Origin of the sequence: Pleomorphovibrio marinus (assembly GCF_003347495.1) — a bacterium.
Lineage (GTDB): Bacteria > Bacteroidota > Bacteroidia > Cytophagales > Cyclobacteriaceae > Pleomorphovibrio > Pleomorphovibrio marinus.
In genome coordinates this window covers 21,696-46,302 of sequence record NZ_QCXY01000014.1, presented here as the reverse complement: position 1 = coordinate 46,302, position 24,607 = coordinate 21,696, and the positions used below count along the sequence as shown (strand labels likewise).

Annotated in this window: 17 protein-coding genes; 6 read left to right on the top strand and 11 right to left on the bottom strand. The window is 43.7% G+C overall.

Translation table 11 applies throughout. The annotated features are described in order from the left end of the window. Window positions 1–54: 54 nt before the first annotated feature. The 8 genes from DB520_RS24780 to DB520_RS26880 all read right to left on the bottom strand — a co-directional run bounded on the left by DB520_RS24780 (window position 55) and on the right by DB520_RS26880 (window position 10,940). A complete protein-coding gene (locus DB520_RS24780) occupies window positions 55–2,205 on the bottom strand; it encodes a M3 family metallopeptidase (protein ID WP_114752483.1) in 2,151 nt (716 codons plus the stop codon). 188 nt (window positions 2,206–2,393) lie between these two features. Continuing rightward, complete coding sequence (locus DB520_RS24775; protein WP_114752482.1) at window positions 2,394–3,023, bottom strand: alpha/beta fold hydrolase; 630 nt, start codon at window positions 3,021–3,023, stop codon at window positions 2,394–2,396. A 101-nt stretch (window positions 3,024–3,124) separates the two neighbouring features. Next, window positions 3,125–3,949: a hypothetical protein gene (locus DB520_RS24770; protein ID WP_114752481.1), complete on the bottom strand. Its 825-nt coding sequence runs from the start codon at window positions 3,947–3,949 to the stop codon at window positions 3,125–3,127. A gap of 447 nt (window positions 3,950–4,396) precedes the next feature. Further along, complete coding sequence (locus DB520_RS24765; protein ID WP_114752480.1) at window positions 4,397–6,238, bottom strand: serine hydrolase domain-containing protein; 1,842 nt, start codon at window positions 6,236–6,238, stop codon at window positions 4,397–4,399. Window positions 6,239–6,259: 21 nt separating this feature from the next. Continuing rightward, entirely contained in the window at window positions 6,260–8,695 is a 2,436-nt protein-coding gene (locus DB520_RS24760; protein WP_114752479.1) for an outer membrane beta-barrel protein, read from the bottom strand. Between the two features lie 96 nt (window positions 8,696–8,791). Continuing rightward, a complete protein-coding gene (locus tag DB520_RS24755; protein WP_198675450.1) occupies window positions 8,792–9,643 on the bottom strand; it encodes a helix-turn-helix domain-containing protein in 852 nt (283 codons plus the stop codon). Between the two features lie 465 nt (window positions 9,644–10,108). Continuing rightward, window positions 10,109–10,696: a tRNA-(ms[2]io[6]A)-hydroxylase gene (gene miaE, locus DB520_RS24745; RefSeq protein ID WP_114752521.1), complete on the bottom strand. Its 588-nt coding sequence runs from the start codon at window positions 10,694–10,696 to the stop codon at window positions 10,109–10,111. A gap of 97 nt (window positions 10,697–10,793) precedes the next feature. Next, window positions 10,794–10,940, bottom strand: a complete 147-nt coding sequence (locus DB520_RS26880) for a hypothetical protein (RefSeq protein ID WP_157972242.1) — start codon at window positions 10,938–10,940, stop codon at window positions 10,794–10,796. A gap of 135 nt (window positions 10,941–11,075) precedes the next feature. On the opposite strand from DB520_RS26880, the gene DB520_RS24740 reads away from it, so the two are divergent. Continuing rightward, on the top strand, window positions 11,076–12,332 hold the full coding sequence (locus DB520_RS24740) for a glucuronyl esterase domain-containing protein (RefSeq protein ID WP_114752476.1): 1,257 nt from the start codon (window positions 11,076–11,078) through the stop codon (window positions 12,330–12,332). A gap of 208 nt (window positions 12,333–12,540) precedes the next feature. Further along, window positions 12,541–13,470, top strand: a complete 930-nt coding sequence (locus DB520_RS24735; RefSeq protein ID WP_114752475.1) for a nucleoside hydrolase — start codon at window positions 12,541–12,543, stop codon at window positions 13,468–13,470. Between the two features lie 10 nt (window positions 13,471–13,480). Here DB520_RS24735 and DB520_RS24730 read toward each other — a convergent pair whose 3' ends face one another. Next, complete coding sequence (locus tag DB520_RS24730) at window positions 13,481–15,202, bottom strand: phosphoenolpyruvate hydrolase family protein (RefSeq protein ID WP_114752474.1); 1,722 nt, start codon at window positions 15,200–15,202, stop codon at window positions 13,481–13,483. Window positions 15,203–15,452: 250 nt separating this feature from the next. Here DB520_RS24730 and DB520_RS24725 point away from each other — a divergent pair, with 250 nt between their 5' ends. From DB520_RS24725 to DB520_RS24710, 4 genes are all read left to right on the top strand, one after another. Then, entirely contained in the window at window positions 15,453–18,341 is a 2,889-nt protein-coding gene (locus DB520_RS24725) for a family 16 glycoside hydrolase (protein WP_198675449.1), read from the top strand. A 45-nt stretch (window positions 18,342–18,386) separates the two neighbouring features. Continuing rightward, on the top strand, window positions 18,387–19,244 hold the full coding sequence (locus tag DB520_RS24720) for a phosphoenolpyruvate hydrolase family protein (RefSeq protein ID WP_114752472.1): 858 nt from the start codon (window positions 18,387–18,389) through the stop codon (window positions 19,242–19,244). Continuing rightward, entirely contained in the window at window positions 19,234–20,454 is a 1,221-nt protein-coding gene (locus DB520_RS24715; protein ID WP_114752471.1) for a Tm-1-like ATP-binding domain-containing protein, read from the top strand. Before DB520_RS24720 ends, DB520_RS24715 begins: the two co-directional genes overlap by 11 nt. Window positions 20,455–21,089: 635 nt before the next feature. Continuing rightward, complete coding sequence (locus DB520_RS24710) at window positions 21,090–23,183, top strand: outer membrane protein assembly factor BamB family protein (protein ID WP_394340956.1); 2,094 nt, start codon at window positions 21,090–21,092, stop codon at window positions 23,181–23,183. Between the two features lie 129 nt (window positions 23,184–23,312). Here DB520_RS24710 and DB520_RS24705 read toward each other — a convergent pair whose 3' ends face one another. Together DB520_RS24705 and DB520_RS24700 are read right to left on the bottom strand one after the other, a co-directional pair. Beyond that, window positions 23,313–23,702, bottom strand: coding sequence for a hypothetical protein (locus tag DB520_RS24705; RefSeq protein WP_114752469.1), 390 nt, complete (start codon window positions 23,700–23,702; stop codon window positions 23,313–23,315). A 4-nt stretch (window positions 23,703–23,706) separates the two neighbouring features. Beyond that, window positions 23,707–24,606 (bottom strand): hypothetical protein, encoded by a 900-nt coding sequence (locus DB520_RS24700; protein ID WP_157972241.1) that lies wholly within the window; start codon window positions 24,604–24,606, stop codon window positions 23,707–23,709. Window position 24,607: the final 1 nt, after the last annotated feature.

The following is a 24,607-nucleotide window of genomic DNA, read 5'->3' as shown; positions in this document are numbered from 1 at the left end:
AATATAAAAAAGAAATCTCAGCCTTTTAAGCTATTAGCGGATTTATCCATCATTTCAATCAACATAATTTTTGTGATTTAAGCTTTGAATTTCAGTTTTTTCTTCCACCAACCACCCCATCCTCCTGGCCAGGGCATCGGTATTGGGCTCCCTGCCCCTAAAATTGACAAACATCTCCATGGGGTCTGCAGAGGCACCTTTGGCGAGTATTTCCCTTCGGAAGGATTCCGCCAGCTCCCGGTCGAAAATGTCCCCTTTTTCCAGAAAGGCCTCAAAAGCATCTGCATCCAGCGCCTGGGACCAAAGATAGCTGTAATAGCCTGCATCGTGATTGAATACTATGTGAGAGAATTGAGTGATTCTGTCCGGGAAAGGTAAGTCACTGAATTTATCCCCAAATTTCTTTTTGACCCTTTCCGAAAAATTAGAGATATCACCTTCAAAAACTTCTCTAATTGTATGTAATTCCAAATCCAATAATGTAGGAAGAAGAAAATAATAAGCTAAAGAGTAGCCATTATAGGCTTTTTCATTCATTAAAATTTTTTCGATCAGCCCTTCATCGATTTGTTCACCCGTTTCATGGTGTTTTCCAATTTCTTTTAAAACAACTGGGTGACGTGCCCAGTTTTCCATAATCTGTGAGGGTAATTCGATAAAGTCCCAGGAAACCCTGTGATAATTTAAATTTAGAAATCCCACTTCCGAAAATAGCCCGTGCAGAACATGGCCAAATTCGTGAAAAAGAATTCTTACCTCGAAAGGGGTTAATAAACTTGGGTGGTTTTCGGAAGGTCTTGGAAAATTACAAACTAGCGATACAACTGGAACATTTTCATCTGCGTTATTTGGAAGGTTATAAAGTGCGACCCACGCTCCTGGGTTTTTTGAAGATCTAGGGTGAAAATCCATGTAAATTACTCCCAGAACTTCCCCGGATTCTTCCCTAACCAAGTACGATTTAATCTCATCATGGTACCTGGGTATATCATTCTCTAATTCAAACTCAAGTCCATAAATCCTATTTGCCACCAGAAACATTCCATCGATTACATTGTCCAAGGGGAAATAGGACTTTACCTGGTTTTCATCATAGTTTAAATTAGAATTTTGTAGTTTCTTCAAATAATAATCTATGTCATAACTTTTTGGAAAATCTTGAATTCCTTCATCGAGCATTTTTCTCTCTATTTCCAGAACCTCTTGATTTGCCTGGGTTAAAATTGGGTTCATTAGCTTGGATATATAATCCTTGACTGCCTCCGGATTCTTAAGCATATAAGGTTCTTGACGATAGTGGGCATGGTTCGGATAATTTAAAATTTGTGACTTTTTCCTTCTTAATTCAATTAATTGAAGAATGATATCCCTATTGTCATATTCATCCCCATTTCTACCTAAAGAATTGAAAGCATTATTCAGTTCTTTTCTTAATTCTCTGTTGTCAGCATATTCTAAAAAAGGATAATAAGAAGGTTCAATAAGGGTAAAAACCCACTTACCTTCAAGTCCATATTCTTCTGCGGTTTTTTTTGCAGTTTCAATCATATCCGATGCTAAGCCAGAAAGATCCTCTTTGCGGTCAATGACCAATTTGTAAGCATTCCTTTCGGCCATTATGTTTTCTCCAAACCTTGATTTAAGTTCGGAAATTTCCATATTAATTTTTTTTACTTTCTCTTTATCACTCTCATCCAGAAAAATTCCGTTCCGTTTTGAATCCAAATAATACATTTCCACCAATTTTTTACGCTCTGCATCTAATTCATCTCGTTTTTCCCAGATCCTGTCAATTCTTTGAAATAAAAGCTGGTTCATTTTCAGTTCATCCTCAGCAAGCGACATTGTAGGGGCTAAATTCCTTGCTATTTGTTGAAGTGAGTCATTGGTATTAACCGCATTCAGATTAGAAAGCAAAAATTGAACTCTGAACTGGTTAACCTTGACCTTTTCCATAGGTTCAATGGTATTCTCAAACGTAGGCTCCTCATCTTGTCCGGTGATCCTCTCCACCTCCTTTTCCACTTCCTCAATCAGGTGCAGGATGGCGGGTTCAAAGTGGCGGGTATGGATACGGTCAAAGGGAGGAACCCCATAGGGGGTGTCCCAAGGTTGAAGCAAGGGGTTATCGGATAAGTCTTCTTCCTTGGAACAGGAAGAAAAGAGGGTCAGCAAGGCAAAGAGGTAGCAAGCTAGGTTTTTCATGGCTGGGCATGGGTTTAGGAATAGAATCTTGTTTTGAGGATTCTAAATTTACTTTTAATCGGCTCCGCCAAGCTTCAATCCTGTGCCAAAAAAGTTTGATTTTGTGACAAGGATTCTAGAAACTGCTATCTTTTCAAATTAATCCAGATTTACCATGACAAAACCCTTTCCCAGCTAAATACCTCTTCCTATACCTTTTCAATTAAGAAATCCCTTATAAAAGCCTCTGTTTCATCTGGATGAGAAAGATAGAGATAGTGATTTGCTCCTGTTATCTTTTTCACCGAACCTTTTTTCACTTCTTTTTCAAATAGTTTAATTTGGTCTCTATCATACTTACTTATTATCGTAAAAAGAGTGTCGGCTTTTATTCTGTTTTTTTCGTCAAGGGAATCGTAAAAAGGAAAAACTTGGGATTTAGTTGTTTGAAACGCATAAATTGCGAGAGCGGGGCATAGAATTCCACCATAATTTGGCCTTTCAACTCCTAGCATAATTTTTCCTCCAATTTCATAAGAAGTTTTTTCATTCAGGTATATTCCTTCCTCTGAAAAAACAGAAATACTTTTGATTTCTTCATCAGGAATCGAAACTCCATAAATATTTTTTAGAAAACATCTATAATTTTCAAAAGATGATAAGTCTTCGGCTGTTGGAGTTGGTGTAGACGGCATATATGGGTCAAACATATTGACAAAATTGCTACGGTCATACGCAGCATCTAAACAAATTACCTGATTTACCTTATTTGGATAAGTGGATGCAAACTTTGTAATCTCGTCACCCGCTATCAAGAATATGCTTAATATATTTTTCATTTTAAGGTAATAATTTGATGTCAAAGTTTTTGATGACCATTTTAAAAGAATCCGAATGAATACATCCGGATTCTTCTTTAAAAATTCTTATGTTGAATCAATTACCTGGCATAATCGACAAGCTTCCATAGTTCTGTTTTTACAAAAGCTCTGCTTGATACCAGTTTTGAGGTTAGTTCATCTATATTTTTTATATCAGGATTTGCCCTTGTGAGTAAATCTACCCAACCATAACTTCCTATTTGATCAAACTTGTCATAGAAATCTGCACTGATCCAATTATAACCCAGATCATCCCCACTGGGGAAAATAGTTACCCATAATCCCCATCCTCCCATTTTCCCTTCTTTTACAGCAATATCAAATGCCGGTTTTACATGGTCTGAGCGAAGGCCGTAATAATTAAACTCGGGTATGGACTTTTGATAGTTGACCACAGCATAGCGGCTTGGTTCCCTTGGAGTATCTGGGGATGATAGGAGTGTCCATTGCAACAACCTGTTTCTTACGAGTTCTCTACTTTCTAGGGTCTTTGATATAAATTCGTTTATCTCCACTTCTGGATGTATCTTGGTAAGTAATTCGGCACTATACCATTCCTCTTCCATATTACTACTTCCCTTTATATGTGTAACAGTAACATAATTATATTCATCACCGGTTCCGGTATATGGGATACCATATAAATACCATCCTACTATTTTACCTTCCTTTACCAGCTCTTGATGTATCGGTTTCCAATAGGTTTTTTCCATATCTACATAATCAGCCCCACCACCTTGTTTGACTTTCATAAAATTTACTATGGTATAGATGGGTTCTTCTTCCTGTGCCAGACATGTTTCTGATATCATCAAGAATATTGGCATGGCAACAATAAGCGAATGGAGGAAACTTTTCCTCGCGGTAAGGATTGATGTTTTCATTTTTTTTGGGTTAAGTTTTAATTGATTGGCTTAAAGGCTTCTATTTCCTAATACAATTTACTCATAATAAAGGGATTTTAATCCTTATATTATGAATTTAGCTAATATATACTTCTATAGATATAATCCGATAAATGGTTTTTAAATCTGGTAAACCCTCTGAGATTATTGCCTTCTGATTTGAGTAAATGAAAACTTGTAACTATCTGAATTATAACAGTTTTTAATTTATTCATTAAGTGCTTAATTCAATTATTTTAACTTATATGAAACCACTATACCTCCTTTATGAGAATATTAGCATTTGTTGTTTCAAAGGCACATCTGATTTTCCTATCATACAGTAACTCAATTCTTTGAAATCAGATAAAAGTAAAAAATAGCTATTGTAAAAGGCTTCAATCCTGTGCCAAATAGGTTTGATTTTGTGACAAATAGCTGGGAGTGCTAGGGTTTCCTTATAAACGCCATCTTTTGTATACCAAACATGCTGATCTCAAAACGGTTTACCCCCGCCTCCTCCTCTCTCAGAAATGTGATGGGTACCAATAATCCTCCTATTTGCCAGATAAATTTCCCCTCACCCATAGGGATAAGCGCCTTCTTTCCATGCCGAAGGTGATGGATGTACAACCGCCCATTTTCGTTTGAGATTTTATAGAAGCTAAGCAGTTCATCACTGAAATACATCCCTATGTAATCTGAATCAGAAACTGAATCAGTGCTTTCCGGCAATTTCTTGCCTTTAATTTTTTCTTCATTTGGGAAGGAAATAGCGATATTTTTGGCATCCTGGTCAAAAGTCAATATTAATGATTCCTCTTCTGCAATAAATGATGTATCACTAATTGGGAAAAGCATATATTGAAGATTCTCGTGAATCCAAAGTGACAAGCCATGCTCTATCTTTTCTATTTTGATCACCATGTTTAAATCGTTCAATTCATATAGACCGGTTAGTTCTTCCAAGGTTTCAGTAGTAAGATTGACCTTCTTAGTAATAGAGCCGTCTTTTTGATTTTCTGTTTCCAAATAAATTTGCGCAATATGATGGGCTATGCTTGTGGCAGTAATATTGGCCTCATTGGCGAGTAAGATCACGCTGAGTTTTTTCTCAGGAAGTCTTAAAAAATGGGTTCTAAATCCGGCATCCCGCCCACTGTGTTCCAAGGTAGCAAATCCATCTAATTCTCCTGACTCCAACCCTAATCGATAGGGGATTTCCTCTCCGGAATTCAACTGATGGGTTGCTGTCATTTTCTGGAAAGCTTCCGAAGGGAAAGTGTCATCCCGGTCAGACGGTTCCAATCCGTCATCCCGGTCAGACGGTTCCAAACCGTCAGACCGGTATAGTTGTGAATTATCCCATGCCATGGCCCACTTGGCCAAATCCTCCGCAGTGCTGAACAAGCTTGTGGGACCTACCGTCTCATAATTCAGTAACTTATTCTTGACAGGGTTTTCAGATTGGTCATAGGAGTAGGCACGGTTTTTTACTATCTGTCCAGGATCTGAAAAGAAAAATGTGTTATACATTTTCAATGGCTCAAATATTTTTTTGCGGGTAAAAGATTCAAAAGATTCCCCACTTATTTTTTTCACCACTTCCGCCAACAGTGTATAGCCTGTGTTGCTATAATCAAATTGATCTCCAGGGGAAAAATTCAAGGATTGTTGACGTTGGATAATTGAAATAATTTGTTCTGTCTTTATTACATCCTCCCATTGCCAACCAGCTAGCATAAGCAATGCGAACTGTTCCCTCAGTCCCGAGGTATGGTGGACCAAATGTTTTAAAGTGATGGAGTCCCCCCAGGCAGGAAATGCAGATCGGTCTGAGGGTTTGGCATCGGGTGACCCAAAGGTGGATCGGTCTGACGGTTCGAAACCGTCTGACCGAAAGAACTTGCCAAGGGGGTCGTCCCAACTTAGTTTGCCTTCGTCCACCAAGAGTTGTACAGCCATTGCAGTAAACTGTTTGGAAACCGAGGCAAGGTGGAAAGGGGTTTGGGTTGTAATAGGAATGCCATATTCCAGATTCGCCTGCCCTTGTCCCAGGGCGCAAACCAATTCGCCTTCCGACACCACGGCAAGGGCAATACCCGGCCCATCCTCATTTACATATTTCGAAATTAATTGATTGACCTTATCGATCTTAAGGGAGTCTTCCATTCCTGAAAACTCTTTGGATTCTGGCACCACAGTGCTCTGCAAAGCAGAGAAAGGGTTACTTGAGCTGAGTGAAGCATATAAGGTAAAAGCAATTATTGCTAAATAGTTATGGTGCATGTTTACTAATTATTTTCCCTTTTACTGTGCCCTTTCGTTGATATCTTCCGAGGCCGTTTTCCTTTTTCTGGCCTGCTTTACTTTATCCCCTCCAAAGCCACGTGAGAAGCTTACCCTGAAAATCCTTGATTCATAATTATCCCACATATGGGAGTTAATCGGCCCCTGGAAGAAATCGTAGGTCCAGTTCCAGGTATTGAATATATCGTCAACGGATACCCTAAGGTTGTTTTTGCCCCACTTTTTGGAAATACCCCAGTCCGTTCTGAATTGATGACCAACGACCCAGCCAGCCATTGCCAACGGGGAATTGTACTGAAAAGATAGTTCCATCATCAAATTGGCCGGGAGGTTTATGGTGTTTTGCACTTTACTCTGATAGGAGTACATATCCAAGTTGATCCTGCTGTTTTCAATAAAATCAGAAATGGTTTGCATATATATGCCCGTGAGGGTCATATTTACTGTCCAAGAGTCTATTGGGTTAAATATACCTACCAGAGTGGTATTTAGGTTTCTAATGGTATTGAAGTTCCTACGGGTAAGGAAAAAGGGTTGTCTTCCAGGGTCTTTTTCCATTACAAACTGTATGGCATCTCGGGTAACCTGGTAATTACTTATCCAGAAAAACCTCCCTTTTATACTGTAATTCATGTTTAGGATTTGGGCGATTTCCGGTTGTAAAAAGGGGTTTCCCCTATAAAAAGTAAAGGGGTCTGAAATACTTTCAAAAGGATTAAGGTCTTGGTAATTTGGACGGTTGATCCTCCTACTGTAGGAGAGGGATAGGTTTTTTCCACTCCCCACTTCTCTGGCAAGGGTAATATTAGGAAAGAGGTTAAGATAATCCCTATCCACTATGGAATCCATGGCCACGGAGTTGGCAATTGCCCGGGTATGCTCAGCTCTTAAACCTGTTTCAAGCTGCCAGGTATTGGCCCATTTTCTTTTAAAACTTAGGTAGGCGGCATTGATGTTTTCATCGTAAATAAAATGATCGCTTACATCTTCTTCGACCAACCATTCTTCCCCCTCCCGGATCCTGAAATCAAACAGGTTCTCAGAATATACCTTACTGCCTTTAATGCCCGTTTCCATCTGCCAACCTTTAAGGTTTTTGGTATAATCCAATTGATAAGCCATTATGGATAAATCTGAATTGGCTTCTATTTCTACTTCTGAATTGCCAACAGCCAAATTTTCATTGTTGACATATTCAGTGTTTAAATCCCTGTATGCAGAGGTTCTCCATCCCCCCCAGTCAAGATCAGCATTCAGTTTCCCACCTTTGCCAAATTCATGAGTTAAGTTTACATTAAAATTAAGGTTATTATTGTTTCTTTGTTTACGAGTGAAGGTTTCAGTACCCTGGTAGGGGTTTTGGAACTCCCCAAAAAGTCCGGAGATTACATGATCCCTTCCAAACCTATAACCAAACAGTGTGGACTTAGCTAAAATACCAATAGTGGTATTTTCTGAGACATACCAATCCGTTCCCACATTGAAGTTGTGACTACTTTGGGGATATATGGAATACAATGCCTGATCTATAATGGTGGTACCGGGTAAGGGTTCTCCGGTTTCCAAATCCAGATTATCCAGTTCCCTATAAATTTCCAATTCCCTAAACCTCTTATTATAGTTGTAGGAATACCCTCCGAATAAATTGAATTTCTCTGCCCTATGGTTGACGGTAAAAGAAGGGTTTATTTTTTCGAACCTGCCATTACCCCCGATTAAACTAACAGTGCCATTGGTGCCCAGACCCTCCGGCTTTTTTAATACGATATTGATCATTCCGGCGGTACCAGCAGCGTCATATCGGGCTGGCGGATTATCCATCAGTTCCACCTTTTCTACCTGTTCGGCAGGGGTGTTTTCCAGTAGCTCTGCGAGTTGCTGTTGGGAAAGAAAGGTCTGCTTGCCATTGATGACCACCAATACATTCCCACTTCCTTTATATTGGATGTTATTTTCCTGTCCGAAGGTAATTCCTGGCAACCTTGACATCATTTGAAGAAGGTTGCCGTTTTGTAGCACCGGGCTACTGCTTACATTGACCACCAATGCCGCACCGTCCATTTCGAATGCGGGCCTGGAGGCTTCCACCACCACTTCGTCAAGTTCAGAGGTTGCCTCTTCCAGCAACACCTCGCCCAGATGCGTTTCACCATTTATTTCCAACTCAAGGTATTTGGCTTGATACCCCATGGTATGGCACAACAACAGATATTTTCCCTGGGAAATATTAGTCATGCCAAAAACCCCATTCTCATTGCTTATCGCCCCCTCGGCAAAAACAGAGTCTTCGACGGTAAGCAACTGGGCATTGGCAAAGGGTACGGGCTGCTTATCCTCGTTAAGTAGCTTGCCGGTAAGCTGGTGCTGGGCCAATGCCGGTAGAAATTGGAGGTACTGCAGTGCAAACCCAAGGAAGATGAATTTAATGCCACTCATATTTCTAAGTTATTTTCAGGTGTAAGAAATTGTCCCGATCCTACCCGAAAGGCTAGCTAGTAACGGGACTTGTCAACCGTGGTGAATATTTACGGTTTAGTTTGAGGGTTCCATTATGTTGGATTTTATCAAATCATCTTTGGGTTTTTTTCCGAATGCCTTTTTGTAACAGGTAGAGAAATAGTTGGCGGAGGAAAAACCCGTTTGATAGGCGATTTCTGAAACACTTGAAGCCTCACCGGAATAAATCATTTCCTTGGCCCTCCGTAAGCGGAAATCCTTGATATAGGCATTTGGCTTCTGCTCCGTAACTTCCTCTAGTTTTCGGTATAGGTTCCTTCTGGACATATTCATTAGTTCGCTAAGCTTATCCACTGTGAGGTCCGGTTGATCCAGTCTTTCTTCCAATAATTGGTTGAGCCTTTTTAGAAGGGTGGGATTTCTGATGTCAGGGGAGCTGCTGGCCTGCCGACTGTCATCAATAAAGGATAATGTCCATTTGCGACCCTCATTTTTGCTGAAACGATGGAAAGGTTTCCATAAAATGAAGGTCAGTATTAACGTAATTGCGATTATCCAAATTGGTGGAAAAAGAGGTGGCTCATGAGTTCCCTGCAATGGCATCCAATTACCTTGGGCCATCACGATTTCATCAAGTTGCAAATGGGAATCCAAGTTTATCCTTTGAAAATAGGTCTGGAACCCCATATAGTGACACATCAATAGGTATTCCCCCTCAGAGACATCCTCCAAATGAAATTCACCAGTCTCATTGGTGACCACTTCCTCAACCTCCTTAAAGTTGGAAAGATCCAATAGTACCGTTTGAACAAAGGGCATGGGCTGACCCCGCTCGGAAAGTAGGCTACCCCTAAGCTGGTACTGGGATAATGCAAGGTTTGGTATTGCAAACAGAAAAGCGATTAGAGAAAATAATATGGACTTCATAAGCATTAAAATTGGAGTGGTTAGCAATATTTTCCTGCACTCAAGGTAGGATATTAACCATTTTTTCAATGGTGAATTCGTTCCAATTACTGGTAATTTTGTTTCAAAACATCTGTAATGGGTTCTATTAAGTGGTTATTATTTGTAGAGCAGGGGAATAATCGAAAAAATATACCGAAGGCCTTGTCCCCCGAATATGGATTCCATTTACTGGTGATGGCAAAAAAAATGGATGGATTATTAGAAGATGAAATCGAGCCTGCCTGGACCGCAGTCAGGTGTGACGCGAGCGACACACGGGGGGATGATTATAGATTGCGAGATTCCATCTGACCATTGAAAAACAAATATAAACAGATGAAATCGAGCATGACGAGCACGTCACACACTGGGATGATTATAGACTGCGAGATTCCATATGACCGCTGAAAAGACAATATAAACATATGAAAATTTTAAAATCTACTAATGTAATGCTGGCCGAATGCTTAAGTTCCTCACCACCTCACCCTCAATCTCCATCATTTCATTCAATCTGCCATAGACCGTTTTCTCATCGAAATAATGAAGAGCCAACTCCACAAAAATATTCCCATGTTTGGCCTCTGATGTCCACAGCATCTTGTAGAATTTTTTCAGTTCAACATCTTCCAGTGCCTCTGAAACCATGCGAAACCTTTCACAGCCCCTACATTCCACGATGGACCCCAACAGCATCCTAGACAAAAAACGGCTCTCTGCCGTACCCCCGTGGGTGAGGGGCATTAGTTGCTTAATGTAGGGGTCTTCCTTCATCTCTTTGTTCAGGGGCACTCCCCTTTGCTGCATAATTTCAAACACCTGCTGAAAATGTTCCAACTCCTCAATGGCCGTTTCAATCATATCGGGGATGATTTTTTCCCGATCAGGATACTTGGCGATCAGTGAGGTGGCCATGGCAGAAGCCTTGCGTTCGCAATCGGCATGGTCTTTTAGGAATTCATCAAAATCCCCCATCACGGCGTCCAGCCATTCCTGAGAGGAGGGCACTTTCACATCTATGGAATACTTCATCTGTTTATTATTTGCTGCACCAGTCAGACGGTTCCAAACCGTCAGACTGTTAATCAATTTGCTGCACCAGTCAGGACGGTTCCAAACCGTCTGACTGTTAATCATTATCATTCCCTACCAAAGAATCCATGCCCAGCAGCATGCCGGTTGCAACGATAATCATTCCACTGTTTATCGCCTGCGCCATGCCCTGACTACCCCTCAGGACAGTCCTGCCAGGTCCGGTAGGCAGGCTCGATTTCATCTATGACAAATTTTACTTCTTCCTAGACAGCCATTGGATCTTATTCCCAATCATTGATAATAAGTTAAAGCCGAACAAAACTGTCTGGAAATTTGCTTCAAGAATGCTAATTTGGCAAAAATAAACCTAAAAGACATGAGATTGATTTTCCTTTTATGCCTGCTTTTACCCCTTCAAACCCTGGCCCAGGATTTTGTCCCTAATTACGATGAGGGCAAGGTTCCTGATTATCAGCTGCCTGATCCCCTAGTTTTGGAAAATGGTGAAAGTGTGAATAACCAAGGCGATTGGGAAAAGCGACGGAAAGAAATATTGGGGTACTTTGAAAGAGAGGTTTATGGAAAAAGCCCGGAATGGGATGGGGAGATAGAAGCAGAGGTTGTCTTGGAAAATGACAATGCGGTAAATGGGAAAGCGCATAGAAAAGAAGTTAAACTCACTTTAAAGCGTGAAGGAAAGAAAGCGGAGGTTTTCGTGTTGATCTACCACCCTAAAAACAACCATCCTGCTCCTTTTATTTTGGGGCTCAATTTTTATGGCAACCATACCTTGTCGGAGGATCCTTCCATCCGAATAACCGATGCTTGGATCAGGAACAATGAAACCTATGGTTCTGCCAACAACCGTGCTTCCGAAAAAGGACGCGGCAAGAGAAGGGCCAATTGGGCAGTGGAGGAGGCCATTGAAAGGGGGTACGGTATTGCGACCCTTTATTATGGAGAATTGGATCCAGACTTTGATGATGGATTCAGGAATGGGGTGCACGCACTTTATGAGGAAGAAAGAAACGAGAGTTCCTGGGGAGCGGTAGCTGCATGGGCTTGGGGACTTTCCCGGGTCATGGACTACCTGGAAACCCTTGAAGAGGTGGATGCAGAGAAAGTTGCTGTGCTGGGTCACAGTCGATTGGGCAAAGCGGCACTTTGGGCGGGAGCCACGGATACTCGGTTTGGCCTGGTGATTTCCAACAACTCAGGTAGTGGTGGAGTAGCACTATCCAGAAGGAGATACGGTGAAACAGTGGGCAGGATCAACAGGGTATATGGCTATTGGTTTGCAGAAAGGTTTAGTCGATATAGTGAAAATGAAGATGAGCTGCCCATAGATCAGCATCAACTGATTGCCCTAATGGCGCCGCGACCTGTGTATATCGCCAGTGCAGTGGATGATCAGTGGGCGGATCCCAAAGGAGAGTTTTTTGGGGGACTTCACGCTAACCCAGCCTATCAATTATTTGGAAAGACCGGTATGCCTTCCAATCAACAACCGCAAGTGGACCAACCCGTGATGGGAGATATTGGATATCACCTACGAAGTGGGGGACATGGGATGCTGCCCTATGACATGCAGCAGTATTTCAATTTTGCCGATAAGCATTGGAAGGGGAAATAACACAACTTTAGGAGCCGCAAATAAAAAATTTGGAAGAGAGTTAGTCAGGTAAGCGAGTTTTGTATATAAAATGCTGGGTTTAATATCAAATAGGAAAACAAACTGGAAAGGAATAAATTTTTTCAGTTATCTCCATAGGTGGATAAACATGAAACTTTCAGCGGTTCTGACAATTTGAAACTATATTGCAGAAAATTATCTCACAAACATGTCGACGTTACCTTTTAAAACCTTTTTCCTTCTCCTTTTATTTTCCTCTAGTGTAGTGGCCCAAACCCAGAAAGTATGGTTGGATGCCGATACGGGCAATGAAATGGACGACCTTTATGCCATTGCAAGGGTGCTCAAAGATGAGACCATAGACCTTAGGGGCTTAAGTTCCGCCCACTTTAATAATCCCGACCTGTTGGTATTCGAGAAATGGAACGCCTACGATACAGAAGGTTTGGTAACCATAGAAGACAGCCAGCGGCTTAACGAGGAGATGTTGGAAATTATGGGGATGACGGATCTTCCCCATCCAATAGGTGCGGACAGGCAGATAGGCAGGGCCTGGGGTGGCCGGGAGCCAAGGGATTCCCCAGCCGCACAGGCCATCATTCAAGAGGTAAACGAATTAGGAAACGATGAAAAGCTGGATATCCTTACCTTAGGAGCCTTGACCAATGTGGCCTCCGCCATATTGTTGGAGCCAAGTATCTTACCGAAGATAAGGGTTTATTCTTTGGGGGCCAGGTATTTTTTGGATCGAAAGGCCTGGAGTAAGAATGAATTCAATATCCGAAATGACCTTAACGCTTTTGATTACCTGATGGACTTGGAGGAACTGGATTTTACGGTGCTGCCTGTGGAAGAGGCCCTTCCCCTGAAATTTGACAGGGATGAAACTTATGCAAACCTGGACGATGACCAACCCCTCGAAAAGATGTTGGCTGACCGATGGAGGGAGCAAAACCCTCAGGACAAGACCAGGGTGATGTGGGACCTGGCGCTTGTGCAGGCTTATCTTCGTCCCGACCTTGCCGAAGTTTTAACGGTAAACGCCCCTCCGGAGAATAAGAAATTCAGTGTGAAGATCTACGCACGTATCAATGCCCCTGAAATGGAAAAGGAGTTTTATGAGGTATTGAGAAAATAATCCGGGATAGTTATATGGAAGTTTCTTTTAGCCATATATAAAGGGTTTTACGGCTGATGCCCAAGGAAGCCGCTGCCTTGGTTTTGTTTCCGTCGGCTTCGCGAATAGCCATCAGGGCCCTTTCACTTTTTGGAACTTCCATTTCAATAGACCTATTCGTTGACGAAGAAGGTTGAAAGTTTTTTCCTTCCAATATGGGCTGGTCTTCCATAAGCACCTGTCTGGTAATTACCTGTTCCAGCTCTCTTACATTTCCCTTCCAAGAGTGGGTCATTAATTTCTCCATAAACCCATCTGTAATTCCTTGGATTTTTTTATTGAACCTCACAGCAAGCTTTGAACGGATATATTCGACCAGTGAAGGAATATCATTTCTCCTTTCCCTTAATGGAGGGAGCTTCAAAATGATGGTGCTTAGTCGGAAATATAAATCCTCCCTAAACTTGCCCATTTCCACCAATTGTTCCAGGTTTTGATTGGAGGCGCATAGGAGCCGCACATCCACAGGGGTCACCTTTTGCCCACCAAGGGTGACAACCTCTCCCTGTTGGATTACCCTCAACAATGCCGCTTGGGCATGGGGGCTGAGGTCAGCCACTTCATCCAAAAAAAGGGTACCCCTATGGGCAAGTTCAAATTTACCTTGTTTTCTAAAGTTCGCGCCGGTAAAGGCCCCCTTCTCGTACCCGAAAAACTCGCTTTCTACCAAGGTGTCAGGTATGGCTCCGCAATTTACAGTGATAAAAGGATGACCCTTCCTTGGGCTCAGAAGATGGATTTGGTTGGCCACCAATTCCTTACCAGTACCAGACTCCCCATCAATGCACACATTTACGTCATAGGGAGCCACTTTTTCAATCCTCTCATAAAGAGCCTTCATCACTGGTGTACTACCCACCAGGTTTCCGAACTGCGGTGCATTTCTCTTTTGTTGGTGGACATCGATTAATTTGAAACTCTTGACCTTTAAAACCACCGATTCCAACACCGGGAATCGATCAAAGACTGATCCGCCGGCATAGCCATGAATGGGAAGCTGCAGGAGGAACTCCTCAAAATCCGCTGGTTCCGTGAGGGATCCTCCATAAATCAGACAAATAGGATGCTGATCAGAGCGTTGCACCTCCGCCAACATTTTTTTTGCCTTTGTGATCGACAATTGTAGCTGGTTTCTTTTTTCTATGGTGTCCTCAATCTCAAAAGTAAGCCCAACGTTCAAAATGAGTGCATCCACGCCGCTCTCGGCAAAAATAAAGGCATCCTCCGCCGAAAGCGCAAAACCAAAAGTCATAAAGCCCAATTCCTTGGCTATTTCCAGTAATGCTACCTCCGCTTGCACTCCCAAACCATCCTCCTCCATGGCCTTACGAATTTCACCATCTATAAACCCAACGGCAGGCCAATTGGTGATTCCTTCGATACCCAGCTCCTTCAGCCTTACTAACCTTTTCCGAATACTTGTGGTTGGATCAGATGCAAAAACGCCGGCAATTACCGGGGTGTCTTTCCTATGGGGCAAAATATGCTGTAAAAGTAACTTTTCAGTTTGGTCGTTGGCGTTCCCATAGGGCATAAAGGCAGCCAAGGAACCGAACCCCATATTTCTGTATAACCCGGCATTTAACGCGATGATCATATCCGCCCCCGACAACACGGCGGACTTGGTGACCTGACCACTTCCCGAAACCACGGAAACAATAGGGTAGCTCCTGTTTTTTAAATTTCCAATCATGTTGGTTACTAACTTAACTACAATTTCCTAGTGTTACTAAATATTGTTAATCTGTTACGTCAAAAGTAAACAATAGTAACGTTTTTACTCCATCAGTTGTAGTGAATTTCACTAAACCCAAGAGATGGGAGTGGGAAAAATCAATTTTAAATCACTGAAATTTAACACCTTGTATTTTTTTGCTTACATTCAAATCACAGGTTCCAAAAATGGATCGGGATTTGTCTTAATATTGGAAAACCGTAGTATAATGAGATTAACAATTTACCCATTTACCTTTTTAAAAGTTATTTTTCTTTCGGTAGTTACCCTTTTATCAGCCTGTAATTCAAGCAGGGAGGCTGAATCGGGGGAGCCAGATCCCCCAAAAAGGGATCGATTAAATAACTATGTGGAATGGGGAATTTACAGGGGGGATAAAAAAGCCAATCAATTTGCGGAAATAGGGCAGATCCATGCTGCAAATGTGCACAGGTTAAAACCGGTCTGGGAATACCGCACTGGTGATTCCGATGAGGGGTCGAACATGTATAGCACTCCAATAGTGATCGATGGGGTCATGTACTTTTCCACCCCTGCGTTAAATGCGGTTGCTTTGGATGCGGTTACCGGGGAGGAAAAATGGGTGTTTGAGTCCTGGAAGCACAACAAAGATCAAAAAGTCCTGCGGGGGAGAAACAGGGGCGTTACCTACTGGGAAGGGGAAGAAGGTCAGCGGATATTTTTGTTTGTTCGAGACAGGATATATGCGCTAAATGCAACATCAGGTGAGCTTATCACATCCTTTGGTAATCAGGGTTATATTGATTTAACGGAAGGTTTAGATATGGAGGAAGGGCAAGCCTACATTGAAGTAACCACACCAGGAATAATCTATAATAATCTCTTGATTATGGGGTCAAAGGTCCCGGAGGATTATCATTCAACCCCCGGCCACGTTAGGGCCTATAATACGGTTACCGGTGAATTGGAATGGACATTTCATACTATTCCCCAAGAAGGTGAATATGGTCACGATACCTGGGAATGGATAGAGGGGGAACGGTATGGGGGTGCCAATCCCTGGGGGGGATTTTCGCTGGATGAGGAAAGAGGTTGGGTGTTTTTCGCCACAGGCTCCCCGGCAAACGATTTTTATGGGGGATTTAGAAAAGGCATTAACCTTTTCGGCAACTGTGTCATTGCGCTGGACGCCGCTACCGGAGAAAGACAATGGCATTATCAGACAGTGCGCCACGATATTTACGACTATGACAACCCTCCTGCCCCTATCCTGGTGACATTGGATAGGGACGGGGAGTCTAAGGACGCAGTGGTTCAGATGACTAAGATGGGGTTTACTTTCGTGTTAGACAGGGATACGGGTGAGCCCTTATTTCCAGTGGAGGAAAGGGAGATTCCCGTTTCTGATGTTCCAGGAGAAGAATCATGGCCTACCCAACCATTTCCAGTAAAGCCCCCACCTTTGGTAAGACAGAACTTGACAGCAGCTGATATGAGCACGGTGACCCCAGAATCTTACGCCTATGCAAAAGAGCAATTTGAGCGGTTTAGGTTGGGAGGAGTCTATGCCCCACCTTCACTACGGGGCACCATCAGTCTGCCCGGTCATCTCGGGGGGATTGAATGGGGAGGTGGTGCCTATAACCCCTTTTTAAATGTGCTGTATGTCAATTCCAACGACCTTCCCAGCATCAATAGACTGCTGGAAGTACAGGACAAAATTGAGGGGGATTTTGACGACCCGATTGAGCTAGGGGCTGCCTTGTACCAACATCAGTGTACTGTCTGTCATGGTAATGATTTGAAGGGAAATCCACCAGTTCACCCTTCCTTGGAAAGCCTCTCTTTAGCGAGGGAAGAAATCGCCCGGACCATCCATCAAGGAAGGAACCTCATGCCTGCTTTTAATCATTTGAAAGACAATGAGGTAGAAGCTATAGTTAGCTTTCTCCAGACAGACCCCACGAGGAGAACTAAGTCGCTTGATGACCTTAAGGCTGAGGGTAAATCAGAAACGAAAACCAGGTACGTAATTGATGGCTACAAGTACCTGAAAGACCCCTATGGAGCACCTGCCATCAACCCACCTTGGGGAACCCTGAGTGCCATTGACCTGAATAAAGGTGAAATCCTTTGGAAAGTGCCGCTTGGTGAATACCCAGAACTAGTGGCAAAAGGTATCCGAAATACCGGTGCCACCAATTTTGGTGGGCCGATCACCACTTCAGGAGGGTTGGTGTTTATCGCTGCCACTCCGGATGAAAAGATCAGGGCCTTTGAATCCCACTCCGGCAACGAATTGTGGGAATACCAACTACCTGCCGGGGGCTATACGATTCCAAGTACCTATCTGATCAATGGAAAGCAATACCTGGTGGTTACTGCAGGGGGCGGAGGGAAAAATGCCACCCCATCCGGTGATGCTGTTATCGCATTTGCCTTGCCTGATGCTGAAGGGGTTGATGAATTTACTGAGATTCCTCCAGGCGAGGATGAATGGGAGGACCTTTTTGATGGGAAATCCCTGGATGGCTGGGTGCACCTAAATGGGTTCCATGAGTTTTTTGTGGAAGACAAAGCTATCATAGGCCGTACGGTGGAAGGGAGCAAAAATTCTTTCCTCTGCACCAAGCGGGAATTCGGGGATTTCGAGCTTGTCATGGAAATCATGATTGACAGCATTACCAATTCTGGAATTCAGTTTCGTTCCACGGCCAAGACCCTAAAGGAGGGCGACCATTACAATGAAAGTGCCGGAAGGGTAGAGGGCCCTCAAGTGGAGATCAGGCAAAACCACGGACAAGATATGCTTACCCCAGAGGGTTTTTCACCCACAACGGGAGTGCTTTATGGTGAGGCAATGGGCACGGGATGGCTGTCCAATGAAAAACTGATGAAGGAAGGACATCCCCATTACCGAAGCTGGGACTGGAATGAACTCCGCATCCTTGCCGAAGGGCCTCGCATCCGCACGTGGGTGAACGGGCAGCTGATCGAAGACTATACCAATGAAGAAATTTATAAAACCCACCCGACAGGATTTATTGGCCTACAGGTCCATGGGGTAGAGGGAAAAGGCCCTTTTGACATGAAATTTCGAAATATCAAACTACGCAGCATTTCCAATGAGAAATAAGACGCAATATTTCAGTGTTCTAAACCATCATTATCTAAATAAACTATGAAAACATTTTCGCGAACGGAGATTTTAAGTAACCTAAAAGAAAAAATAGCAAAGGGGGAACCCATAATAGGAGGAGGAGCAGGCACTGGACTTTCCGCGAAATGCGAGGAGGCAGGAGGAATTGACTTGATTGTCATATATAATTCGGGTAGGTACCGAATGGCAGGAAGAGGGTCATTGGCAGGTTTGCTATCTTACGGCAATGCCAATGAGATCGTGAAAGAAATGGCCTATGAGGTCCTGCCTGCTGTCAAAAAAACACCTGTACTGGCTGGTGTTTGCGGAACAGACCCTTTTATGCTTAGGGAGCAATTCTTGAAGGAACTCAAGAGTATGGGGTTTGCCGGTATACAGAATTTTCCTACAGTGGGCCTGATAGATGGCGTATTTAGGGCCAATTTGGAAGAGACCGGAATGAGTTATAAACTTGAAGTGGATTGTGTGAGGGCCGCCCGAAAATTGGACATGCTCACTACCCCATATGTGTTCAATACGGAGGAGGCCAAGTGGATGACAAATGCGGGTGCGGACATTATCGTGGCACATATGGGACTGACCACCAGCGGGGCAATAGGCGCCAAAACCGCGAAATCCCTGGAAGATTGTGTGGTGGAGATCCAGCAAATAGTCGATACCAGCAAAAACATCAACAAGGATGTGATTGTACTATGCCATGGTGGACCCATTGCCAACCCTGAGGATGCCCAATATATTTTAAATCATGTGAATGGGGTGGACGGTTTTTACGGTGCAAGTTCGATGGAGCGATTGCCCACCGAAACGGCGATTACTGAACAGATAAAAAGATTTAAGCAGATCAGTTTTCAACAATCCCATACCCAACATGGCTCATAAAATTGTCGTAGTAGGCACCTTTGATACCAAGGGGGAGGAATTTAACTATCTCCTCGATTTGATCAAATCCAAGGGGAATGAAGTCATTACTATCAATGCAGGGGTGATGGGCACTACAGATCATTTTGAGGTGGATATCTCTGCTGCTGATGTGGCTCAGGCATCAGGAAATGAGTTAATGGCGCTCAGGAAGGACGGGGACAGGGGCAAGGCGGTGGCTGCCATGTCGGTAGGCGTGGCCAAGGTCATCAAGGATATATATAATAAAACCGGTTTCGATGGCATCATAGGGATGGGTGGCTCCGCAGGAACCAATATCGTGAGTTCCTGTATGCGGGAACTTCCCTACGGCTTGCCAAAAGTTTGCCTCTCCACAATTGCCTCTGGCGATGTTTCTCCCTATATAGGTATCAGTGATATGGTTTTGATGCCATCCATTACCGATATTTCCGGTATCAACTCCCTTAGTAAAATCACTATTGGGAATGCGGTAGGAGCCCTTTTGGGAATGTTGGAGATCCCCAAGCCATACATGGATAAGAAAAGGGCCATAGCGGCATCCATGTTTGGAAATACCACTCCATGTATAGACCTATGCAGGAAAATCTTAAATCAGCAGGATTATGAAGTCCTTGTCTTTCATGCCACAGGAAATGGTGGAAAAACCATGGAAAAATTGGTTAAGGAAGGCTTAGTTCAAGGTGTATTGGACATTACCACCACCGAGTGGGCGGACACTTTATGTGGTGGTATATTTTCTGCAGGCAAGGAAAGACTTGATGGCCCCGGCCAAAGGGGTATTCCCCATCTTATTGCTCCGGGATGTATCGACATGTGTAATTTCGGTAACCCCTCCACGATTCCTTCTCGCTACAAAGACCGCCTTTTTTATGAATGGAACCCCAATGTAACCTTGATGAGGACAAACGTGGAAGAAAACCGGGAGCTCGGCAAAATTTTCGCCCAAAAAGCAAATGCCGCCAAGGGGAAAACGGCCTTTATCCTACCCATGAAGGGGTTTTCCATGCTGGACGCCTTAAACGAAAAAAACGAACCCGAACTTTTCTGGGATGAAGCTGCAGATAAGGCGTTTCTGGAGGGGCTGAAGCACCACCTCGATCCGAAGATAGAAGTAGAGGAGCTGAACATGAATATCAACCACCCGGATTTTGCAAAACGTGCCGTGGAAAAACTTTTGGATATGATGTAGGTGAATAGAAACCTTTGAGGTCTTTTTTTGGGCCTCGAAGGTTTTTTTGTTCCCAAAATGGGTTTACGGTATTGAAGTTCATTCTCCGGTGAAGACCTTCGGGGTTCGGGAAAAACCCCAAAGGTCGGTTGTAGTTAACCTTTGAGGTCTTTTTTTGGACCTCGAAGGTTTTTTCGCCGTAAAATTGTTGTGACTATTAGATGTTCCGTTTCCGGTGAAGACCTTCGGGGTTCAGGAAAACCCCAAAGGCCGGTTGTAGTTAACCTTTGAGGTCTTTTTTGGACCTCGAAGGTTTTTCCGCTCGTAATATTTGTGGGATTTTAACCAAGAAACAACAACGGGTTAACACAAATTATACAAAGCCTGCGAAGAAAACCTTTAGGTACAGCCCTTGAAAATACTATTAAAGAATAAATTATTTGTGCGGGTTATTTTTTTGAAAATTATCGGTTATTTTGAGAAAATTTCCAAAAGGTATGCGATGTAAACCCATTATTAATCAACTTCTTTTAACTTCCCCCTCCATCCATATACTATTTGATCAAGCAGAAAATGCTCGGATTAGTAAAATAGAAATGGGAAACGATTTTTTATAACGGTTTGCGAAGATGATAATAAAAAGCGCGACGAGGTGGATGGTAATGGTGATGTTAGTAGCAGGTTCCTGCCAAACCACAGCTGAAAAATATGATTATTCCAATTGGGAAGTATTTGGCGGAACCAAAGATGCTGCACGCTACTCTTCCCTTTCGCAGATCAACAAAGAAAATGTGGGTAAATTGCAGGTAGCTTGGACCTATCATACCAAGGACTCCACCGCCACAAGTCAGATTCAATGCCAGCCCATAGTGGTAGATGGAGTCCTGTATGGCACCAGTCCACAGGTCAATGTTTTTGCCTTAGAAGCCGTTAGCGGAAGGTTAAGGTGGAGATTTAACCCTTTTGAGATGTTGGGTGGACAGAATTCTTGGGCTGGCACCAACCGTGGGGTCACCTATTGGGAGGAAGGAGAGGATAGACGCCTCTTTTTTGCTGCCAGCCATTACCTTATTGCTTTGGATGCTGACAGTGGCAGACCTGTACAGGGTTTTGGAGACCAGGGAAAGGTGGATTTGCGCAGGGACCTGGATACAGACCTAGAGGAGTTTTTGTTGGTAGGCAACACCCCAGGTATCATTTATCAGGATAAGCTGATCCTAGGGATGCGCTTATCAGAGGGCTTGGATGCGGCTCCTGGCCATATCCGGGCATACAACGTGAAAACAGGTAAAAGGGAATGGATATTTCATACCATACCCCATCCTGGAGAGCTTGGCCATGAGACGTGGGAAGAGGAGTATTTGCCTTATATGGGTGCCGCCAACAACTGGGCAGGTATGAGTTTGGATGAGGAAAGGGGCATAGTATATGTGCCTACAGGTTCCGCTTCCTATGATTTTTGGGGAGGATACAGGCATGGGGAAAACCTTTTTGCGAACTCACTAATTGCGTTGGATGCGGCGACGGGGGAACGGATATGGCATTTTCAAGCCGTCCACCATGATATTTGGGACAGGGATTTCCCCGCCAATCCTAATTTGGTGAGGTTGAATAAAGACGGAAAATGGATTGACGCAGTGGCTCAAACTTCCAAACAAGGATATCTTTACGTTTTTGACAGGGTTACGGGAGATCCGGTTTGGCCCATAGAAGAAAAACCGGTGCCCGAGTCCCAATTACCTGGAGACAAAAGTTGGCCTACACAGCCTCATCCCACCTTACCTGAACCATATATGAGAATGGTTTTTAATGACAAGGAAATCCTCAATTTAACCCCAGAATGGGAAGAGGATATCCGTAGCAAGTTGGAAAACGTCAAGTATGGAGACATGTGGCTGCCTCCCAGCCATGAGCACGGTATCGTTCTTTTTCCAGGAATGGATGGTGGAGCGGAATGGGGAGGGTCTTCCTTTGATCCCGAAACCCAAACCATGTACATCAATGCCAACCAGATACCTTGGGTAATCAAAATGAGTGAAAACCCCAAAACTGCCGAACTTGGTGAGGGGATATATGTGAACTTTTGTGCCAATTGCCATGGGATTGATAGGAAAGGGAACCCACCTGCTTTTCCGGCTCTTGTGAACATAGCTGAATCCTATAACAAGGTAGACCTTGAAGTGGTAATTAAAAATGGGAGAGGGGCAATGCCAGCTTTTGCCCATATACCGGAGGATCAACGGAAGGTGTTGGTAGATTTTCTGATGGGAAATACAGATGCGGAAAAAAAGGAACTTTCCGGGGGGCTGCAACGGCTTAAGCCACAATACGTGATGGAGGGTTATTCCAGGTTGCTTACCGAGGACGGGTATCCGGGAATCAATCCTCCCTGGGGGACCCTTACGGCCATGGACATGAATACAGGAAAGATCAAATGGCAATCGGTTTTGGGTGAATTGGAAGAGCTTACCGCAAAGGGAATCTCCCCCACAGGCACAGAGAATTACGGGGGCCCTGTAAGTACAGCTGGGGGTTTGGTTTTCATTGCCGCCACAAAAGATCAAAAAATTAGAGCCTTTGACAAGGATACCGGGGAGATATTGTGGGAACATGAATTACCGGCTTCCGGCTTTGCCACTCCGGCAGTTTATGAAGTGGGTGGGAGGCAGTTTGTGGTTATTGCGGCAGGAGGGGGCAAGGGCACTCCATCGGCAGACGCTTATGTGGCGTTTGCTTTGCCACAAGAATAAAATGGTTATGGACGCAAACCCTTGAGGTCTTCGGGAGGATCATTAACCATATATTAAAATGTTGAAACAAATAAAATTCGCTTTCTGGAAAGACCTTCTGGATTTGTAAAACCCTTAAGGTCTAAGTAGTTACTCCACCAACTCAAATTCACCGGGCTTGCTTTTGTAAATGATTGCCTCATGGTCTGTGCCGGCTATTTTTGCCTTATTCTCGCCCTCTTTTAGCTCTATGGGGATGAGTTTTGTCCCTTCGCCGTTAAAGGTGATGTTGTATAGAATTTCATTGATGATCACATCAAATTCCTGAGGGTTCAGAGTGCCGAAATTGCCCATGGTCGTGTGGACCAATACCGCAAAATTCCGCTGCGGATCTATACAGTCCCCCTCCGTAATTACTTCCCCACTTCTATAGGCGAAGTCCACCCCTAGGGCCTCTATAAAGATTTCATCCTCCCTACCGCAGCCGACAAGTAGTAGTTGATAGCAACTAATAAAAAGAAATAGTATTCGTTTTTCCATGGTCTTACTCTACGGTTACTTGCTTTTCAAAAGCCTCTGCACTTACCAGGTAGTTTCCCTGTACCAAATTTTCAAACAGTACCTCCCCATTTACCATGGAGCGAGTACTGATTACTTGTCCCTGCCTCATCAGAGTAAAGTTTTGTCCCTCCCTGTTACCGGTTACTTTAATGGCTCCTCCTCCAAAGCAGGTGGCATTTCTCCGAAAGACCAAAATGTCCCCCAATAACTCCACCGATACCGTCCAAGGCTGCATTACGGAGCGATCCTCTGAGCGTACATGAAGGGTAACAGGTTCGGAAAAGTCAATGGAATTGTCCCCGGAGATAAGCGGTTGATTGTTCCAGAACAGTTGGGCTCCGTCTTCCAGTTCGAATTCTAGGGTGTTTTCGCCAAGGTTAGTGCCGTTTTCTACTTTAAAGGTTATTTTTCCCTCCTCCTTGGTCTTGCCCAAAGGCACTATATTTGCCAAGCCCAGACTTGCAATATTCGCCGTGGCCCGCAAGGCTGGTTGGGCGATGCTGTAAGGCTGAAGCAGGTTTCCACTGTGGGCATTGATCCTGAATACGAGGGTTTGGTCCACGTCCAAGATGCGGTCATTTTCTGCCTCATAGATTTTAAAGTTTACTAATTCATTGTTGGTATTTCCAAAGACAGTAAGGTAGGCAAAGTGTTCTTGATGGCTTTTTACCTCGGTAAGTTTGCTTACCCCCCTGCATACCCCATCCACAAAGGCTGCAACCCTATCCTGATCGCTTGTTAGGGTCCGGCCATCCACATTCACGAAGGCAACCAGGGACATGGTATGCTCATAATCATGTTCTGCCACCTCCCAGTCCGGTTGCTGTCCATAACTGGTAGTGGTCAAAAAGAGAGCTAGTAATATGCAGAACAATGGTTTCATG

Excerpts from the sequence above, each read along its gene's own strand:
- DB520_RS24780 (WP_114752483.1), bottom strand. The coding sequence starts at position 2,205 with ATGAAAAACCTAGCTTGCTACCTCTTTGCCTTGCTGACCCTCTTTTCT.
- DB520_RS24775 (WP_114752482.1), bottom strand. The coding sequence starts at position 3,023 with ATGAAAAATATATTAAGCATATTCTTGATAGCGGGTGACGAGATTACA.
- DB520_RS24770 (WP_114752481.1), bottom strand. The coding sequence starts at position 3,949 with ATGAAAACATCAATCCTTACCGCGAGGAAAAGTTTCCTCCATTCGCTT.
- DB520_RS24765 (WP_114752480.1), bottom strand. The coding sequence starts at position 6,238 with ATGCACCATAACTATTTAGCAATAATTGCTTTTACCTTATATGCTTCA.
- DB520_RS24760 (WP_114752479.1), bottom strand. The coding sequence starts at position 8,695 with ATGAGTGGCATTAAATTCATCTTCCTTGGGTTTGCACTGCAGTACCTC.
- DB520_RS24755 (WP_198675450.1), bottom strand. The coding sequence starts at position 9,643 with ATGAAGTCCATATTATTTTCTCTAATCGCTTTTCTGTTTGCAATACCA.
- miaE (WP_114752521.1), bottom strand. The coding sequence starts at position 10,696 with ATGAAGTATTCCATAGATGTGAAAGTGCCCTCCTCTCAGGAATGGCTG.
- DB520_RS26880 (WP_157972242.1), bottom strand. The coding sequence starts at position 10,940 with ATGAAATCGAGCCTGCCTACCGGACCTGGCAGGACTGTCCTGAGGGGT.
- DB520_RS24740 (WP_114752476.1), top strand. The coding sequence starts at position 11,076 with ATGAGATTGATTTTCCTTTTATGCCTGCTTTTACCCCTTCAAACCCTG.
- DB520_RS24735 (WP_114752475.1), top strand. The coding sequence starts at position 12,541 with ATGTCGACGTTACCTTTTAAAACCTTTTTCCTTCTCCTTTTATTTTCC.
- DB520_RS24730 (WP_114752474.1), bottom strand. The coding sequence starts at position 15,202 with ATGATTGGAAATTTAAAAAACAGGAGCTACCCTATTGTTTCCGTGGTT.
- DB520_RS24725 (WP_198675449.1), top strand. The coding sequence starts at position 15,453 with ATGAGATTAACAATTTACCCATTTACCTTTTTAAAAGTTATTTTTCTT.
- DB520_RS24720 (WP_114752472.1), top strand. The coding sequence starts at position 18,387 with ATGAAAACATTTTCGCGAACGGAGATTTTAAGTAACCTAAAAGAAAAA.
- DB520_RS24715 (WP_114752471.1), top strand. The coding sequence starts at position 19,234 with ATGGCTCATAAAATTGTCGTAGTAGGCACCTTTGATACCAAGGGGGAG.
- DB520_RS24710 (WP_394340956.1), top strand. The coding sequence starts at position 21,090 with ATGGTAATGGTGATGTTAGTAGCAGGTTCCTGCCAAACCACAGCTGAA.
- DB520_RS24705 (WP_114752469.1), bottom strand. The coding sequence starts at position 23,702 with ATGGAAAAACGAATACTATTTCTTTTTATTAGTTGCTATCAACTACTA.
- DB520_RS24700 (WP_157972241.1), bottom strand. The coding sequence starts at position 24,606 with ATGAAACCATTGTTCTGCATATTACTAGCTCTCTTTTTGACCACTACC.